This window comes from Burkholderia sp. SIMBA_062, from assembly GCF_046534765.1.
Classification (GTDB): domain Bacteria; phylum Pseudomonadota; class Gammaproteobacteria; order Burkholderiales; family Burkholderiaceae; genus Burkholderia; species Burkholderia ambifaria.
On record NZ_JAWRYD010000011.1, the window covers coordinates 56222 to 73171 of the forward strand.

Here is a 16950-nt window from a genome sequence, read left to right on the forward strand (position 1 = left end):
TTTTCGTGAGCGAACCCTTTTATCGCTCAGGAAAAGATGGTACAAACCGTTCTAAATTGATGGTGAGAATTTATGCTCAACTGGGATGACGAGAAGACTGCCGTAACCCCCGCGAGCGGAGCGCAGCAGAACGCGTTGCGCACCTCCGCAGGGATGGCCGTCGGAACGCAGGCGGCAGCGCCTGCCGCCCATCAGGTCCGCGACATTTTCGAAGGCGATCTCGCGGTGCCGCCGCAAGCATCGGCTGTTCCCGCTGGCGGTTCGGAAGCGCGGGTCAACGTTGCGGACAAGCGCATCATCAACGGCCAGACTGACGTCAATCAGCTGGTGCCGTTCAAGTACAAGTGGGCGTGGGAAAAGTATCTGGCCGGTTGCGCGAACCACTGGATGCCGCAGGAAATCAACATGTCCCGCGACATCGCACTGTGGAAGGACCCGAACGGTCTGACCGAGGACGAGCGCCGCATCGTCAAGCGCAACCTCGGCTTCTTCGTGACGGCCGATTCGCTCGCCGCGAACAACATCGTGCTCGGCACGTACCGCCACATCACGGCGCCCGAGTGCCGGCAGTTCCTGCTGCGCCAGGCGTTCGAAGAGGCGATCCACACGCACGCGTATCAATACATTGTCGAATCGCTCGGTCTCGACGAAGGCGAGATCTTCAACGCGTACCACGAGGTCGCGTCGATCCGCGCGAAGGACGAATTCCTGATCCCGTTCATCCACACGCTGACGGATCCGGCCTTCAAGACCGGCACGCTCGAAGCGGATCAGAAGCTGCTGAAGTCGCTGATCGTGTTCGCCTGCATCATGGAAGGCCTGTTCTTCTATGTGGGCTTCACGCAGATCCTCGCGCTCGGCCGCCAGAACAAGATGACGGGTGCTGCAGAGCAATATCAGTACATCCTGCGCGACGAGTCGATGCACTGCAATTTCGGCATCGACCTGATCAATCAGATCAAGCTCGAGAACCCGCATCTCTGGACCGCGGAATTCCGCGCCGAGATCCGCGAGCTGTTCAAGCAGGCTGTCGAACTCGAATACCGCTACGCCGAGGACACGATGCCGCGCGGCGTGCTGGGTCTGAACGCGTCGATGTTCAAGAGCTATCTGCGCTTCATCAGCAACCGCCGTTGCCAGCAGATCGGCCTCGACCCGCTGTATCCGAACGAGGAAAACCCGTTCCCGTGGATGAGCGAGATGATCGACCTGAAGAAGGAACGCAACTTCTTCGAGACGCGTGTGATCGAGTATCAGACGGGTGGCGCGCTGTCCTGGGAATAACCCGCAGCAGCGAACTCGTCACATGATGGAGCAGCCGGCGGCCTCTCGGCCCCGGCCCAAGGTTTAGGAGCAAGAACGCCTGATGCAAAGCATGCCCGGTGCCTTAACGGCCCAACGACATGATCGGCACTTTGCGAACCCTTCAGTGGGATGGGCAAACTTCCCTCCGGAAAAAGCGGACGGCCGTGTGGCGGTCCGCTTGATCAAGCGATTAGGGGTGGCGGCGCGAGGTGCGCCGGCTACCGACTTGATTTGGCGCGCGAGGCCATGGGGTCACGCGCGCCATACCGTATTCATTAGCGTAAGCGCGCGGTATCCGCGTACGCCGATGAATAGCCCGCTTCGAAGCGCACGTGCTGAACAGCGTCCGCGGGAAGCGGGTTTTGACGAAGGGTGTAGTTTGAACTGACTCTCATCTGAACCTGAAGGAGAACAACATGGCTACTGCCAAGAAAAAACCGGCTGCGAAGAAAGCTGCTGCCAAGAAGACCGTTGCGAAGAAGGCTGCTCCGGCCAAGAAGGCCGCCGCGGTGAAGAAGGTTGCTGCCAAGAAGGTCGCGGTGAAGAAGGTTGCCGCGAAGAAGGCAGCACCGGCGAAGAAGGCCGCTGCGAAGAAGGTTGCAGCCAAGAAGGTCGCAACGAAGAAGGTTGCAGCCAAGAAGGTCGCTGCTAAGAAAGTCGCAGTGAAGAAGGTTGCCGCGAAGAAGGCCGCGCCGGCGAAGAAGGCCGCTGCGAAGAAGGTTGCCGCGAAGAAGGCCGCACCGGCGAAGAAGGCTGCAGCGAAGAAGGCCGCACCGGCGAAGAAGGCTGCCGCGAAGAAGGCCGCGCCGGCGAAGAAGGCTGCCGCCAAGAAGGCTGCGCCTGCGAAGAAGGCCGCTGCGAAGAAGGCTGCGCCTGCCAAGAAGGCTGCCCCTGCGAAGAAGGCTGCCGCACCGAAGGCTGCTGCCCCGGCGAAGAAGGCTGCTGCTCCGAAGAAGGCCGTCGTGAAGAAGGCTGCACCGGCAACCACCGCGTCGACCGCATCGGTTGCGCCGGCATCGGGCGTGAAGACCGCGCTCAACCCGGCAGCGGCATGGCCGTTCCCGACCGGCAGCCGTCCGTAATCGCGGCTGGCCAGTACCACCCGGACACTCATGCGGTGTCCGTGGGTTGAGTAGCGCTACTCAATCGATCCCGCCATCTGGCTCAGGTGGCGGGATTTTTTTCGTCCGTATTCATCGAAGTGCCGACCCGCGGCCGGCAGCGAATGGCGGACGAAAAAAAACGCATGTGCAGCTTCGCACATGCGTTCGACCGCGGCTTGCGCCGCGTGCTGAGGATGCTCGTTAGTGCGTGACGCGCGTGACGCCGCCGCTCGACAGCAGTCGCACACGCTCGCCGGCGCGGAACATTTCGCCGCTTGCCGCCTGCGTGATCGAGCGCAGGTCGCCGTTATCGAGGCGCACGGTGATTTCGACACCGTTCGCCGTGCCGAGGTTTTCGCCGACCGCGTTGCCCGCGACGGCGCCGACGAGGCCGCCCGCGATGGCCGTCAGGATCGAGCCTTTGCCGCCGCCGATCGCGCTGCCCGCGACCGCGCCGAGCGCACCGCCGCCGAGCGTGCCGATCGCGCTGCCGCCGCCGTCGGACTGGATGCGCACCGCACGGACGCTTTCGACCGTGCCCATGCGGACGGTCTGCTCGCGCTGCGCCTGGCCGACGCTATAGACATCCGCCGAGCCCGGCGCCGTGAAGCAGCCGGCGAGCGTGAGCGTGGCCGTCAGCATGGCCGCGAGCGTGAGGGTTTTTTTGGTCAACATCTTTGCTCTCCCACAATATTCATTTGAGACTGTAACCGAAGGCAGCCTCGAAGCGCGCGTCGATTTCGGCGCGCGTCAGTGCGTAAGTCTGGGGCCCCTGGTGGGCGATCTTGATCGAGCCCATCAGGCTCGCGAGGCGGCCCGTGGTTGCCCAGTCGAGGCCGTTCTCGATGCCGTACAGCAGGCCGCCCCGGAAGGCGTCGCCGCAGCCGGTCGGATCCACGACACGTTCTGCTTGCACGACCGGAATCTGTTCTTCGCCGTTTTTGTGAAGAATGGTCGAGCCGTGCTCGCCGCGCGTGATGATCAGCGCCTGAACCCGGCTGGCGATTTCCTGTTCGGACCAGCCCGTCTTGTCGCTGACGAGCTTGCCCTCGTAGTCGTTGACCGCGACGAAGGTCGCGAGTTCAATGATGCGGCGCAGCGTCGCACCGTCGAACAGCGGCAGGCCCTGGCCCGGATCGAAGATGAACGGGACGCCGGCCTTCGCGAATTGCTCGGCGTGCTGGACCATCCCGTCGAAGCCGTCCGGCGCGACGATGCCGAGCTTCACGCCCGCCACTTCGTCCGCGCGGTTCAGGTGCGACACCATCATCGCGCCCGGGTGGAATGCGGTGATCTGGTTGTTGTCGAGATCGGTCGTGATCATTGCCTGCGCGGTGTGCGTTTCGGGCACCACGCGCACGCTGGCCTTCGACAGGCCGAGGCTGTCGAGACGCTCGAGATAGCGATCGGCGTCGTTCGCGCCGACCGTCGCCATGATGCGCGCGTCGCCGCCGAGCATGTGCAGCGCGTAAGCGATGTTCCCCGCGCAACCGCCGAATTCGCGACGCATCGTCGGCACGAGGAAGCTCACGTTCAGAAGGTGAACCTGGTCGGGCAGGATGTGCTCGCGAAACCGGCCTTCGAAGGTCATGATGTTGTCGTAGGCGAGCGAGCCGCAAATCAGCGTAGTCAAGGCGTGCGTTCCTGTAGAGAGCAAAGGGGAGCGGGCTACCCGACCGGTGCGCACAGGCCGTCCGGCCTCGCGCGGCAGGTCGGGTGGCAGCGGATTACTTCAGTGCGGCGAGCGCTGCGTCGTAGTTCGGCTCGTCCTTGATCTCGTCGACGAGTTGCGCGTGGATCACCTTGTCCTGGGTGTCGAGCACGACGACCGCGCGGGCCGTCAGGCCGTTCAGCGGGCCGCTCGTCACGTCGACGCCGTAGGTGTTCGCGAATGCGCGGCCGCCGCGGAACGTCGAAGCCGTCACGACGTTCGCGAGGCCTTCGGTCGTGCAAAAGCGCGTGGCGGCGAACGGCAGGTCGCCGGACACGACGACCACGACCGTGTTGTCGAGCGACGACGCGGCTTCGTTGAACTTGCGGGTCGACGTCGCGCAGGTCGGCGTGTCGAGGCTCGGGACGATGTTCAGCACCTTGCGCTTGCCGGCGAAGCTGGCGAGCGACAGATCGGCGAGGTCCTTGCCGACCAGCTTGAAGTCGGGGGCTTGCGAGCCGACGGCCGGGAACGTGCCGGCGAGATCGATCGGGTTGCCACCCAGCGTAACTTTGCTCATGTTCGTGCTCCGAAATAGCGCGTCGCTGCGGCGCGCGGGTTGAGACGGCGCGCATGCGCGCGCCGCGAGGCGTCACGGATAGAAGATCTGGACGCGGAAATTCGAGGCGGGCGTGCCGTTCGTGTCGAGACGGACGAACATCGTCTGTGTCGTGCCGGGCGGCAGCCCGGCGTCGATCGGCGTGCCCGGGCGCACGTAGTCGCGCGGCGCGAGCACGCGGCGCACGGTCACGTGATTCGTGTCGTCGAGCAGCGTCAGTTCGAGCGACGGGTAGGCGAGTGCGACGCGGTAGCGGTTCGTCAGCGGCACCTTCAGCTCGAGCGTGCGCGGGCCGTCGATCTGGCGCAGGTCGGTCGCGTCGAGCCGCAGGCCGTCGATCGCGCGCGGCGGCGTGAGCTTGCAGCCGAGCGGCGCGCACGCCTGCCGGAACCAGCCCTGCGTGACGGGCCAGTAGATCATCACGGTTTCGCGCTGCCACCACGCGAGCTGCGCGACGAGCAGCACCGCGAGCGCCGCGGCGACGAGCCCGCCGAAAAAGCCGCCGAGCATTCCGCGTCGCTGCGGCGCGCCCGTCTCCCGCGTCTCGCGCGTCACGGCGAAATGCGGGCGGTCGTCATTGGTCAGTGCGGCGGGGAAGGGTACGACCGGTTGGGCGGCCGGTTGGGCGGCCGGTTCGCTGGCGGCCGCGGTCGGTGCGGCCGCGCGTTCGTCGGTGTTGGTGTCGGGTGCGGATTCGGGTTCGGATACGGCTTGCGCCGGCCTGAACGCGAAGCGCGGTTCGCGCGGTGCGTGCTCGTCGTCGGGCACCGCGAAGTGCGCGTTGCCCATCGGTTCGGCGGGCTCCGCTGCGGCTTGCTCGGCCGATGGCGTGTGCGCGACGAAGCGCGGTTCGCGCAGGTCGGGCTCGGCAGTTGGCGCGGCGAGCGACGAAGCGTCGGTTTCCGGCAGCGTCGCATCCGGTTCGGCCGGTTCCGCGACCGCGGCGTGCAGCTCGGCGGGGGCGGAGACCGTCGGTGCGGGCGTGCCGGAAAGGTGCACGACACCGGCTTCCATGGCCGGCAGCGCGAGCGGCACCAGCGGCTCGGCGCGCACGGTCTCTCCGGTGTGCTGCAAGGATGGATCGACGCCGGCGTCGAGCCACGGCGCCCACATGTCCCAGCCTTCCGGCCTGTAGTCGAGATGGGACGCCGGCTCGACCAGCGCGTCGGTGGCGAAGAGCCGCGGGGGGGCGGCGTCGTGTTGCGGGGCGGCGGCGTCCGGCCCGGCCGGTGCCGCTTCGGTCAGTGCCGGGTCGGGCTGCCGCGCCGGATCGGGTACGAGTGACTGCGAGGCGTTGAAGACCTGCTGGCAGTGTCCGCAGCGCACGAGCCCGTCGTGCAGCGAGAGCTGTTCCTGCTGCAGCCGGAAGACGGTTTCGCAATGAGGGCAGCGCGTCGCAAGAAGCATGTCGAGCCGGGCGGCCTGCTGGCCAGAGTGAAGGACAGCGCTATTCTAATGGCTTTCGCGCCGGGTTCCGGCGAGGCATACCCAACCTTCGTGTTCGCGCCAGACCGAGATGTCGACGTAGCGCGCATAGACGGCCGCGACTTCGTCCGCCTGGCGCGCGAGCACGCCCGACAGCGCGATGCGCCCGCCCGGTTTCACCTTCGATGCGAGCATCGACGCCATCAGCTTCAGCGGGTTCGACAGGATGTTCGCGACGACGATGTCGAATTCGTCGGCCGGGCACGCGTCGGGCAGCCCGTACGTGACTTCCGCATGGTTGCGTTCGCTGTTCTGCCGCGCCGACTCGACCGCCTGCGGATCGATGTCGATGCCCACCACGGGGTTCGCCCCGCATTTGCGCGCAAGGATCGCGAGAATGCCTGAGCCGCAGCCGTAATCGAGTACCGACTGGCCGGGCTTCACCGACTGTTCGAGCCATTCCATGCAGAGGCGCGTGGTCGGGTGGCTGCCGGTGCCGAACGCGAGACCGGGGTCGAGTTCGAGGATCAGAGCGTCGGGGTCCGGCGCGTCGTGCCACGACGGCACGACCCAGATTCGCTCGCCGATCGGAATCGGCTCGAATTGCGACTGCGTGAGCCGCACCCAGTCCTGTTCCTCGACTTCGCGCACGTCGAACTTCGGCGCCTCGGCGACGCCGATTTCGTTCACGGCCGCCGCGAGCAGCACGGCCGGCTCGTGGTCGGGCGACAGCAGCGCGATCACGCGCGAGTGCTGCCACGCGGTGCGATCGGGAACCAGGCCCGGCTCGCCGAAGAGCGGCTGTTCGTCGGGCGTGTCGGCGTCGGCGTCTTCGACGGACACCGACAACGCGCCGAGTTCGAGCAGCGCGTCGGACAGGGCCTCCGCATGCTCACGGGCCAGTTCGACGACGAGTTCGCGATAGCTCATGCTTACGCTTCTTCCGGTGCGACCTGCTGCTTCTGGGCGAGCCGGTGTTCGAGGTAGTGGATGCTGGTGCCGCCTTCGACGAACTTCGAGTCGATCATCAGCTCGCGGTGCAGCGGGATGTTCGTGTGGATGCCTTCGACGACCATTTCCGACAGCGCGATGCGCATCCGGCGGATCGCCTGATCGCGTGTCGCGCCGTAGGTGATCACCTTGCCGATCATCGAATCATAGTTCGGCGGCACGAAATAGCCATTGTATGCATGCGAGTCGACGCGCACGCCGGGGCCGCCCGGCGTATGCCACGACGTGATCCGGCCCGGCGACGGCGTGAACTTGAACGGATCTTCCGCGTTGATCCGGCATTCGATCGCATGTCCGCGGAACTGGATGTCGCGCTGGCGCAGCGCGATCTTCTCGCCGGCCGCGATGCGGATCTGTTCCTGCACGATGTCGACGCCCGTGATCATCTCGGACACCGGGTGCTCGACCTGCACGCGCGTGTTCATCTCGATGAAGTAGAACTCGTTGTTCTCGTACAGGAATTCGAACGTGCCCGCGCCGAGGTAGCCCATCTTCTTGCACGCGTCCGCACAGCGGTCGCCGATGCGCTCGATCAGGCGGCGCGGAATGCCGGGCGCCGGCGCTTCCTCGATCACCTTCTGGTGACGGCGCTGCATCGAGCAGTCGCGCTCGCCGAGCCAGATCGCGTTCTTGTGCGCGTCCGACAGCACCTGGATTTCGATGTGGCGCGGGTTCTCGAGGAACTTCTCCATGTACACCTGCGGGTTGCCGAACGCACGGCCGGCTTCCTCGCGGGTCATGTTGACCGCGTTGACGAGCGCGGCCTCGGTGTGCACGACGCGCATTCCGCGCCCGCCGCCGCCGCCCGCTGCCTTGATGATGACCGGATAGCCGATCGTGCGCGCAATCTTGATGATCTCCTTCGGATCGTCCGGCAACGCGCCTTCCGAGCCCGGCACGCACGGCACGCCGGTCTTGATCATCGTCTGCTTCGCGGTGACCTTGTCACCCATCATGCGGATCGTTTCCGGGCGCGGCCCGATGAACGTGAAGCCCGACTGCTCGACCCGCTCCGCGAAATCGGCGTTCTCCGACAGGAAGCCGTAGCCGGGGTGAATCGCCTCGGCATCGGTGACTTCCGCGGCGCTGATCAGCGCGGGCATGTTCAGGTAGCTCAGGTTCGACGGGGCGGGACCGATACAGACGGCTTCGTCCGCGAGGCGCACGTACTTGGCTTCCTTGTCGGCTTCCGAGTAGACAACCACCGTCTTGACGCCGAGTTCACGGCACGCGCGCTGGATGCGCAGCGCGATTTCACCGCGGTTGGCAATGAGGATTTTTTCAAACATAGCGAGTATTCGTCTCTTCGAGGGGCGCGCGAACGGCGCCTGGCGAGCATCGGCGGCGCGCGGCCGGCAGGGCCGCGCGGCGGGCTTAGCCGATCACGAAAAGCGGCTGGCCGTATTCGACGGCCTGGCCGTTCTCGACGAGGATTTCCTTGATCACGCCGGCTTTGTCCGACTCGATCTCGTTGAGCAGCTTCATCGCTTCGATGATGCAGATCGTCTGGCCTTCCTTGACCGTGTCGCCAACCTGGACGAACGGGTCGGCGCCCGGCGACGGGGCGCGATAGAACGTGCCGACCATCGGCGACGTCACGACGTGGCCCTGCGGGACGGCCGGTGCGGCTGCCGCGCCGCCAGCGGCCGGCGCGGCGGCGCCTTCGGTCGGCAGCGCGGCCGACGGAGCGGGCGCGCTGAACTGCGGGGCAAACCCAGCCGTCTGCTGCACGTAGACCGGCGGCGCGTTCTTGACGATGCGCACCTTGCCTTCACCTTCCGTGACTTCCAGCTCGGAGATGCCGGATTCGGAAACGAGGTCGATCAGAGTTTTCAGCTTACGAAGATCCATCGGGAATTCCCCTTTCAATACGTGAAAGCGCCGGTTAGGGGCCGGCGCTGAATCTAGATCGCGAAATCAGCCGCGCGACGCGCCTTGCAGCTTGTCCAGCGCGTACTCGAGCGCGTACAGATAACCTTTCCAGCCGAGCCCGCAGATGACGCCTTCGGCCTGGTCGGAAAAGTAGGAGTGGTGCCTGAACGCTTCGCGGCGGTGCACGTTCGACAGATGAATCTCGACGAACGGAATGCCTACGCCGGCGATCGCGTCCCGGATCGCGACGCTGGTGTGCGTATACGCGGCGGGATTGATCAGGATGAAATCGGTCTGTTCCTCCCGCGCGGCCTGGATGCGGTCGACGAGCGCGCCTTCATGGTTGCTCTGGAACGACGACAGCTCGGCGCCGGCTTCCCGCGCCCGCGCGGCAAGCGCCTGATCGATCTGCGCGAGCGTGACGCGGCCGTACACTTCCGGTTCCCGGGTGCCGAGAAGGTTCAGGTTGGGGCCGTGCAGCACCAGCAATCGTGTCATGGTCGCTTCTATTTCTGCGGAATTGCGCGAACTTTAGCGCTATTTAGAGAAATTTGTCTAGTTTTGCCGAACGGCCAGGTGCGCCGGACCTGCAAGAATTACCGGCGGGACGGCAAAGTATCGGCGAATTCACGCGAAATTGCGGCGATCGACGCACAAATCGCCGCCAACGTGCGGGCGGCCGTTCAGGACGATCACAACGCGTCGAGGGTCCTTCTCAGCTCGGCCGGCTGGATTTGTCCTAATTTTGTCTCCCGCACTTTGCCGGTTTCGTCGATGACGACCGTAAACGGCAGCGCGCCGGCCGTATTTCCGAAATTGCGGGCCAGATCGGCACCCGCATAACCGCTGACGAAAACCGGATAGTCGACCTTCACCTTCTGGAGAAAGTTCTTCACGTTCTGGTCGGAATCGACGCCGATCCCGATGAAGCGGATGCCTTTCTGCTTGTATTGATGCGACAGCGCGACGAGCTCCGGCATCTCCTCGACGCACGGGCCGCACCACGACGCCCAGAAATTGACCACGACCTTCTGGCCCTTGAAGGAGGCGAGCGACGCCGGCTTGCCGTCGACGCCGGTCAGCGACGCGGCCCACAACTGGTCGGCCGGGTTGCCCTGCGCTGCGGGCGCCGCGACGGCGACGCCGTCATCGGCGCTGCCGCCGCGGAACCAATGGCCGGCGGCGAGCCCGCCGGCGACGGCGGCGGCGGCGACCACCGCGAGCGCCAACATGCGTTTCATCATCATCGTCGGATCATTTCGGTTCGGAAGGAGCGTTGCTGGCCTCGAGCAGCGCGCGCAATGCGGTGGCGTCCGCGCGCGCGACCCGGCCGCGCGCGTCGGCCTTGACCGCGCCGCGCAGGTCGTCGCTCGCGTAGAGCGCGACATGAATGCCGATCGCGTCCACGTCGCGCCGCGGGCGCCACAGGAAGCTGAGCGTCTCGACGTCGGCGCGGCCGGCGAAATGTCGCGTCTCGGACACGTCGTACTGAACGTTCTGGTTCAGCAGGTAGATCGCGACGTCCTTCGGGTTGTCGGTGAATATCTGCAAATGGATGTCCGAATGTTCGTTCGCGGTGCCGTGCAGCACCGCGCCCGTCACATACGGGTTGAACTCGGCGAGCCGGCGCATCCAGTCGAGCGCGAGCTCGCGCAGGCGGCGCAGTTCGTCCGGCTGCGTGTCGCTCTGGAACAGGGCGAGGTACTCGCGCAGTTCTTCCTCGATCAGGTCGTTATCCGGCAGCCATTCGCCGGCAACGCGCGTATCGCCGAACAGCTGGCGCGCGGCCTTGCGCTTCGCGCTGGCGTAATCGAGGCCGTCCTCCGCGATCAGGCGGGCGGCGGACTGGGCGATTTCCTCGCGGGCGCGCCGCGGGTCGACAAGAGGTTTGCGAGACATGATCCGGCAATCATACTCGATCGTCGCCGCGCCCGAAGGGGTGCCGCTGCGTGCCGGGCGGCATCCGCGATCCGTCGTTCGGGCCGCCGGGCACGGCGGGGCGTCAGTTACAATGGCGGTCTTTGTGTCGCGGCGAAAGTCGTTGGCCGGGCGGCCCGTCCGGCGTGCCGCAGACCTTCCTTTCCGAATCGACGGCGCCCGGCGGCGCGAAAGCATTCATCTATGCACATCCACATTCTTGGCATCTGCGGCACCTTCATGGGCGGTCTTGCCGTGCTCGCGCGCGAGGCGGGCCACACGGTGACGGGTTGCGACGCAGGCGTCTATCCGCCGATGAGCACGCAGCTCGAGGCGCAGGGCATCACGCTGATCGAGGGCTACGGCGCCGAGCAGATCGACCTGAAACCCGACCTGTTCGTGATCGGCAACGTGGTTACGCGCGGCAACCCGCTGATGGAGGCGATCCTCGATCGCGGCCTGCCTTACGTGTCCGGCCCGCAATGGCTCGGTGAGCACGTGCTGGCGGGCAAGTGGGTGCTGGCGGTCGCGGGCACGCACGGCAAGACGACCACGTCGTCGATGCTCGCGTGGCTGCTGGAAGATGCCGGCCTGAACCCGGGCTTCCTCATCGGCGGCGTGCCGCTGAACTTCGGCGTGTCGGCGCGGCTGACCGATTCGAGCTTCTTCGTGATCGAGGCCGACGAATACGATACGGCGTTCTTCGACAAGCGCTCGAAGTTCGTCCACTACCGGCCGCGCACCGCGGTGCTCAACAATCTCGAATTCGATCACGCCGACATCTTCCCGGATCTCGCCGCGATCGAAACGCAATTCCATCATCTCGTGCGTACCGTGCCGGGTGTCGGCCGGCTCGTGACCAACGGCCGTTCCGACGCGCTGGAACGCGTGCTCGCTCGCGGCTGCTGGAGCGAGGTCGAGCGCTTTGGCGTCGACGGCGGCTGGCAGGCGCTGCCGGCCGAGGACGGCGTGCCGGTCGACGAACGGTTCGCGGTGTATTCGCAGTCCGAGCGCGTCGGTGCAGTCGCGTGGCAGGTGCAGGGCGACCACAACCGGATGAACGCGCTCGCGGCGATCGCCGCCGCGCGCCACGTCGGCGTGCCGCCCGCGCAGGCCGCCGAATCGCTCGCGTCGTTCCGCAACGTGAAGCGGCGCATGGAAGTGCGCGGCAGTATCGACGGCGTGACCGTGTACGACGACTTCGCGCACCATCCGACCGCGATCGAAACCACGATCGCCGGCCTTCGTGCGCGCATCGGCCGTGAAAACTCCCGCATTCTCGCAGTGCTCGAGCCACGCTCGAATACGATGAAGCTCGGCGTGATGAAGGCGCAACTGCCGGCAAGCCTCGCGGACGCCGATCTGGTGTTCGGCTACGGCGCGCCCGCCGGACGCGACGTGCTCGGCTGGAACCTCGCCGATGCGCTCGCGCCGCTCGGCGACAAGGCACGTGCGTTCGACGATCTCCCTCTGCTGGTGAAGTCGGTCGTCGAGGCCGCGCGTGCGGGCGACCACGTGCTGGTGATGAGCAACGGCGGCTTCGGCGGCGTGCACCAGAAGCTGCTCGACGCGCTCGGGAGCCGCGCGTGATCCTGTACCTGCACGGGTTCCGGTCGTCGCCGGCGTCGCAGAAGTCGCGGCTGCTCGCCGCGCGCATGGCCGAGCTCGGCCGCACGCACGAATGGCGCTGCCCGTCGCTGTCGGTGTCGCCGCTCGAGGCGATCGCCGTGGCGGAAGCCGAGGTGGCCGGTGCGCGCGACGTGACGGTGATCGGCAGCTCGCTCGGCGGCTACTACGCGACCTGGCTGGCGGAAAAGCACGGCTGGAAGGCGGTGCTGCTGAATCCGGCGATCGTGCCGCAACGCGATCTCGAACACTATCTGGGCGAACAGCCGTTGTGGCACGGGGGCGGGTCGATCGTCGTCGAGCGCCGTCACCTGCACGAGCTCGATGCGCTGCGCGTGCCGGCGATTTCGCGGCCCGAGCGCTACTATCTGTTCGCGGCGACGGGCGACGAAGTGCTGGACTACCGCGAGATGCTCGCCCATTACCCGGGCGCGAAAACGCGCGTGATCGAAGGCAGCGATCACGGAATCAGCGAATTTGCCGACTATGTCGACGACGTTCTCGCTTTTTGCGACGACACAACGTCATGAGCCCGGCGTCATGCCGATCGAATTCCCATCATCATGCGGCGCCGCCGATGCGGCGCCCGGCAGTCTGAACGAGAGTACTGAGTGAACGTTTTCTTCGAGGAATCGGGCAGTTTCAAGGCGGGCAGCGTGCTGTCGCGCCAGGGCGACGCGTTTCAGGTCGAGTTGCCCGGCGGGCGGCGGGCGAAGGTGCGCGCAAAAGACGTGCTGATCGAATTCGAGAAGCCGGCCGCGAGCGAACTGATGCAGGAAGCCGACACGGCCGCGCAGCAGATCGACCTGGATTTCCTGTGGGAATGCGCGCCGGCGGAGGAATTCACCTACACGGCGCTGGCCGCGGAATACTTCGGCGCGACCTACGGCGCTGTCGAGCGCGCGGCGCTGGTGCTGCGGCTGCACGGCTCGCCCGTCTACTTCCGCCGCAAGGGGCGCGGCCAGTACCAGCGCGCGCCGGAAGACCAGCTCAAGATGGCGCTCGCGTCGCTCGAGCGCAAGCGCCAGCAGGCGCTCGTCCAGGTCCAGTATGAAGAGGAGCTGAAGGCCGGCAAGCTGCCGGAGGCGTTCGCGGGCAAGGTGCTCGGGCTGCTGACGCGGCCGGACAAGAATTCGATCGAATACAAGGCGATGGAGGCGGCGGCCGGCGCGCGCGGTGTGTCGCCGGCGCGGCTGATGCTCGACTGCGGCGGCATCGAGTCGCCGCGTGCGCTGCACGAAGCACGCTTCCTCGCGGAATTCTTCCCGCACGGCACGGGCTTTCCGCCCGTCACGGTCGGCCCGCTGCCGGACGACCTGCCGCGCGCGAATGTCGAGGCGTTCTCGATCGACGACGTCACGACGACCGAAATCGACGACGCGTTCTCGGTCGAGCACCTGGCCGACGGTCGCGTGCGGATCGGCGTGCACATCGCGGCGCCGGCGCTCGGCATCGCGCGCGGCGACGCGGTCGATGCGATCGCGCGCACGCGCCTGTCGACCGTCTACATGCCGGGCGACAAGATCACGATGCTGCCGGACGACGTCGTCGACGTGTTCACGCTGAAGGAGGGCGACTACCGCCCGGCGCTGTCGCTGTACATCATCGTCAACCGCGAGACGCAGGACATCGTGGCGAACGAAACGCGCGCCGAACTCGTGTTCGTGAAGAACAACCTGCGCCACAACACGCTCGACGAGCTCGTCAACGAAGAGACGCTCGCGGCCGGCACCGGCGACTACCCGCACAAGGACGACATCGCCGTGCTGTGGCCGCTCGCACAGGCGCTGTTCGAGAAGCGCCAGGTCGCGCGCGCGGGCTATGGCCTGAAGCGCGAAGTGCAGCGCAACACCGACTACAACTTCTACGTCGAAGGCGAGCACGTGACGATCACGCCGCGTCGCCGCGGCTCGCCGCTCGACCTGATCGTGTCGGAGCTCGCGATCCTCGCGAACTCGACGTGGGGCGCGTTCCTGCACGATCACACGGTGCCGGGCATCTATCGTTCGCAGCGCGGCTTCGGCGCGCCGGGCCCGAAGCGCACGCGGATGCAGACGACGGCCGCGCCGCACGAAGGCCTCGGCGTCGCGCAGTACGCATGGAGCACGTCGCCGCTGCGCCGCTACGTCGACCTCGTGAACCAGTGGCAGCTGCTCGCGTGCGTGCAGCACGGCGTCACCGCGAAGCTCGCCGCGCCGTTCAAGCCGAAGGACGCCGACCTGTACGCGGTCGTGCAGGGCTTCGACGACACCTATACCGCGTACGCCGACTACCAGCGCCGGATGGAATACTTCTGGTGCCTGCGCTGGCTCGCGCAGGAGCAGAAGAAGCAGGTCGTCGCGAGCGTCGTGAAGGGCGATCTCGTGCGTCTCGAGGAAATTCCGCTGCTGCTGCACGTGCCGGGGCTCGGCGTGCATGCGCGCGGCACGCGCGTGCTGCTCGACGTGATGTCGCTCGACGAGCTGACGATCGAGGCGTCGGTGCGGCTCTTGAACGTGCTCGACGCGCCGACCGTGACGAGCGGCGAGGCGGCCGACGACGAAGACGAAACCGAAGGCGGCGACGACACGCTGGTCGATGCGGAAGACGCGTCGGCGCAAACCGAGGCCGAAGCGCTGGCCGAATCGGACGGCGCGGCGGCCGAAGGCGGCGATGTCGCGACCGGCAACGGCCAGGCAAGCGAAGAGGGGCGCGCGTGATGACCGCGATCGCGCCGACGAGCGGCGCCGACCGCTACGTGGTGTTCGGCAACCCGGTGGCGCACAGCAAGTCGCCGTTCATCCACGCGCAGTTCGCGGCGCAGACGGGCGAGGCGATCGCTTACGAGCACCGGCTCGCGCCGGTCGACGGCTTCGAGGCCGCCGTGCGCGCGTTCGTCGCCGAAGGCGGGCGTGGCGCGAACGTCACCGTGCCGTTCAAGCTCGACGCGCATGCGCTCGCCGACACGCTGTCGCCGCGCGCGGCGGCGGCCGGCGCGGTGAACACGCTGCGTATCGGCGCCGACGGCAGCATCCACGGCGACAACACCGACGGTGTCGGCCTCGTGCGCGACATCGAATCGAATCTCGGCGTGTCGCTCGCAGGCGCGCGCATCCTGCTGCTCGGCGCGGGCGGTGCCGCCCGCGGTGTCGTGCTGCCGATGCTGGAGCGCGCACCGCTGTCGATCACGATCGTGAACCGCACCGCGAGCAAGGCCGAGACGCTCGTCGGCCAGTTCACGCAGGCCGCGCACGATGCGGGCTGCGTGCTGGCGGGCGGCGGGCCGGACACCGTTCGTGGCGAACCGTACGACGTGATCGTCAACGCGACGGCCGGCAGTCTCGATGCGGCGCTGCCGGCGTGCGACGCTGCCGCGTTCGGCGCGGGCACGCTGGCCTACGACATGATGTACGGCGCGCAGCCGACCGTGTTCATGCAGCATGCGGCGTCGCTCGGCGCGCGCACCGCCGACGGTCTCGGCATGCTGGTCGAGCAGGCGGCCGAATCGTTCTTCATCTGGCGCGGCGTACGGCCGGACGGCGCACCCGTGCTGGCCGCGCTGCGCCAGGCGCTCGCGGCGGCCTGAGCGGAGCGCGGAAGGTGGCGGCGGTAAGCGGCACGCAGCGCACGCGCACGGTCAGCCCGACCCGCTGGATCGTCTATGCGGGTTCGGTGTTCGCGGGCGCGTGGCTCGCGACGCAACTGTTCTATCTCGTGCAGATCGCGCTGTGGTCGTTCATCAATCCGGGTTCGACCGCGTTCATGCGTACCGACGCATGGTGGCTGTCGCGCGACAAGCCGCCCGCGCAGGTCCAGCACCAGTGGGTGCCGTACGACCAGATCTCGCGCAACCTGAAGCGCGCGCTGATCGCGTCGGAGGATTCGACCTTCGCGACCAACAACGGCTACGACGTCGACGCGATCCTGCAGGCGTGGGAGAGGAACAAGGCGCGCGGCCGGATCGTCGCGGGCGGCTCGACGATCACGCAGCAGCTCGCGCGCAACCTGTTCCTGTCGCGCGAGAAAAGCTACATCCGCAAGGGGCAGGAGCTGATCATCACGTGGATGCTCGAGACGGTGCTCGACAAGGAGCGGATCTTCGAGATCTACCTGAATTCGGTCGAATGGGGCCGCGGCGTGTACGGCGCCGAGGCCGCCGCACGCTATTACTACCGGATTCCCGCGAGCCGGCTCGGCGCGTGGCAATCGGCGCGCCTCGCGGTGATGCTGCCGAAGCCGCGCTGGTTCGACGCGCACCGCGGCTCGGCCTACCAGGCGCAGCGCGCGGCCGTCATTGCCCGCCGGATGGGCGCGGCCGAGCTTCCGCAATCGCAGTGAGCGGCGCGCTCGCGCCGTTGCATTGTCCGTTCCGTCGTTGGCGCCCCATTGGTGCGCCGCAGCGCAGTCGTGTCGCCCGCATTTCGGGCCGCATCCATTAGACG

The 16950-nt window shown here is 66.8% G+C and carries 18 protein-coding genes; 8 read left to right on the top strand and 10 right to left on the bottom strand.

The window, feature by feature from the left end:
- The first annotated feature begins 72 nt into the window (after positions 1 to 72).
- From SB786_RS14075 to SB786_RS14085, 3 genes are all read left to right on the top strand, one after another.
- A complete protein-coding gene (locus SB786_RS14075) occupies positions 73 to 1284 on the top strand; it encodes a ribonucleotide-diphosphate reductase subunit beta (protein WP_410727973.1) in 1212 nt (403 codons plus the stop codon).
- An 82-nt stretch (positions 1285 to 1366) separates the two neighbouring features.
- The gene (locus SB786_RS14080; protein WP_138848273.1) at positions 1367 to 1693 is read left to right on the top strand and encodes a hypothetical protein; all 327 of its coding nucleotides are present in this window, start codon (positions 1367 to 1369) and stop codon (positions 1691 to 1693) included.
- 28 nt (positions 1694 to 1721) lie between these two features.
- The gene (locus tag SB786_RS14085; protein ID WP_410727974.1) at positions 1722 to 2387 is read left to right on the top strand and encodes a histone H1-like DNA-binding protein; all 666 of its coding nucleotides are present in this window, start codon (positions 1722 to 1724) and stop codon (positions 2385 to 2387) included.
- Between the two features lie 222 nt (positions 2388 to 2609).
- On the opposite strand, the gene SB786_RS14090 is transcribed toward SB786_RS14085, so the two are convergent.
- The 10 genes from SB786_RS14090 to SB786_RS14135 form a co-directional block, all read right to left on the bottom strand.
- Entirely contained in the window at positions 2610 to 3083 is a 474-nt protein-coding gene (locus SB786_RS14090) for a glycine zipper 2TM domain-containing protein (protein WP_006752247.1), read from the bottom strand.
- A gap of 19 nt (positions 3084 to 3102) precedes the next feature.
- Positions 3103 to 4041: a carbohydrate kinase family protein gene (locus SB786_RS14095; RefSeq protein ID WP_006752248.1), complete on the bottom strand. Its 939-nt coding sequence runs from the start codon at positions 4039 to 4041 to the stop codon at positions 3103 to 3105.
- A gap of 94 nt (positions 4042 to 4135) precedes the next feature.
- The gene (tpx, locus tag SB786_RS14100; protein ID WP_410727975.1) at positions 4136 to 4639 is read right to left on the bottom strand and encodes a thiol peroxidase; all 504 of its coding nucleotides are present in this window, start codon (positions 4637 to 4639) and stop codon (positions 4136 to 4138) included.
- A gap of 72 nt (positions 4640 to 4711) precedes the next feature.
- Positions 4712 to 6085, bottom strand: a complete 1374-nt coding sequence (locus SB786_RS14105) for a DUF3426 domain-containing protein (RefSeq protein WP_410727976.1) — start codon at positions 6083 to 6085, stop codon at positions 4712 to 4714.
- 45 nt (positions 6086 to 6130) lie between these two features.
- Entirely contained in the window at positions 6131 to 7033 is a 903-nt protein-coding gene (gene prmA / locus SB786_RS14110; protein WP_410727977.1) for a 50S ribosomal protein L11 methyltransferase, read from the bottom strand.
- A 2-nt stretch (positions 7034 to 7035) separates the two neighbouring features.
- Positions 7036 to 8403 (bottom strand): acetyl-CoA carboxylase biotin carboxylase subunit, encoded by a 1368-nt coding sequence (gene accC / locus SB786_RS14115; RefSeq protein ID WP_410727978.1) that lies wholly within the window; start codon positions 8401 to 8403, stop codon positions 7036 to 7038.
- 85 nt (positions 8404 to 8488) lie between these two features.
- Complete coding sequence (accB, locus tag SB786_RS14120; protein ID WP_410727979.1) at positions 8489 to 8965, bottom strand: acetyl-CoA carboxylase biotin carboxyl carrier protein; 477 nt, start codon at positions 8963 to 8965, stop codon at positions 8489 to 8491.
- Positions 8966 to 9031: 66 nt separating this feature from the next.
- On the bottom strand, positions 9032 to 9484 hold the full coding sequence (aroQ, locus tag SB786_RS14125) for a type II 3-dehydroquinate dehydratase (protein ID WP_089466634.1): 453 nt from the start codon (positions 9482 to 9484) through the stop codon (positions 9032 to 9034).
- Between the two features lie 194 nt (positions 9485 to 9678).
- Positions 9679 to 10233: a TlpA family protein disulfide reductase gene (locus SB786_RS14130; protein WP_410727980.1), complete on the bottom strand. Its 555-nt coding sequence runs from the start codon at positions 10231 to 10233 to the stop codon at positions 9679 to 9681.
- A gap of 7 nt (positions 10234 to 10240) precedes the next feature.
- On the bottom strand, positions 10241 to 10885 hold the full coding sequence (locus tag SB786_RS14135; RefSeq protein ID WP_410727981.1) for a UDP-N-acetylmuramate--alanine ligase: 645 nt from the start codon (positions 10883 to 10885) through the stop codon (positions 10241 to 10243).
- A 222-nt stretch (positions 10886 to 11107) separates the two neighbouring features.
- On the opposite strand from SB786_RS14135, the gene mpl reads away from it, so the two are divergent.
- From mpl to mtgA, 5 genes are all read left to right on the top strand, one after another.
- The gene (gene mpl / locus SB786_RS14140; RefSeq protein WP_410727982.1) at positions 11108 to 12493 is read left to right on the top strand and encodes a UDP-N-acetylmuramate:L-alanyl-gamma-D-glutamyl-meso-diaminopimelate ligase; all 1386 of its coding nucleotides are present in this window, start codon (positions 11108 to 11110) and stop codon (positions 12491 to 12493) included.
- Positions 12490 to 13059 carry a YqiA/YcfP family alpha/beta fold hydrolase gene (locus tag SB786_RS14145; RefSeq protein ID WP_410727983.1) on the top strand — a complete coding sequence of 190 codons (570 nt, stop codon included), beginning with the start codon at positions 12490 to 12492 and terminating at the stop codon, positions 13057 to 13059. Before mpl ends, SB786_RS14145 begins: the two co-directional genes overlap by 4 nt.
- 81 nt (positions 13060 to 13140) lie before the next feature.
- Positions 13141 to 15228 carry an RNB domain-containing ribonuclease gene (locus tag SB786_RS14150; protein ID WP_410727984.1) on the top strand — a complete coding sequence of 696 codons (2088 nt, stop codon included), beginning with the start codon at positions 13141 to 13143 and terminating at the stop codon, positions 15226 to 15228.
- Positions 15228 to 16094: a shikimate dehydrogenase gene (gene aroE, locus SB786_RS14155; protein ID WP_410728102.1), complete on the top strand. Its 867-nt coding sequence runs from the start codon at positions 15228 to 15230 to the stop codon at positions 16092 to 16094. Before SB786_RS14150 ends, aroE begins: the two co-directional genes overlap by 1 nt.
- Positions 16095 to 16108: 14 nt before the next feature.
- Positions 16109 to 16846 carry a monofunctional biosynthetic peptidoglycan transglycosylase gene (gene mtgA / locus SB786_RS14160; RefSeq protein ID WP_410727985.1) on the top strand — a complete coding sequence of 246 codons (738 nt, stop codon included), beginning with the start codon at positions 16109 to 16111 and terminating at the stop codon, positions 16844 to 16846.
- The last annotated feature ends 104 nt before the right edge of the window (positions 16847 to 16950 follow it).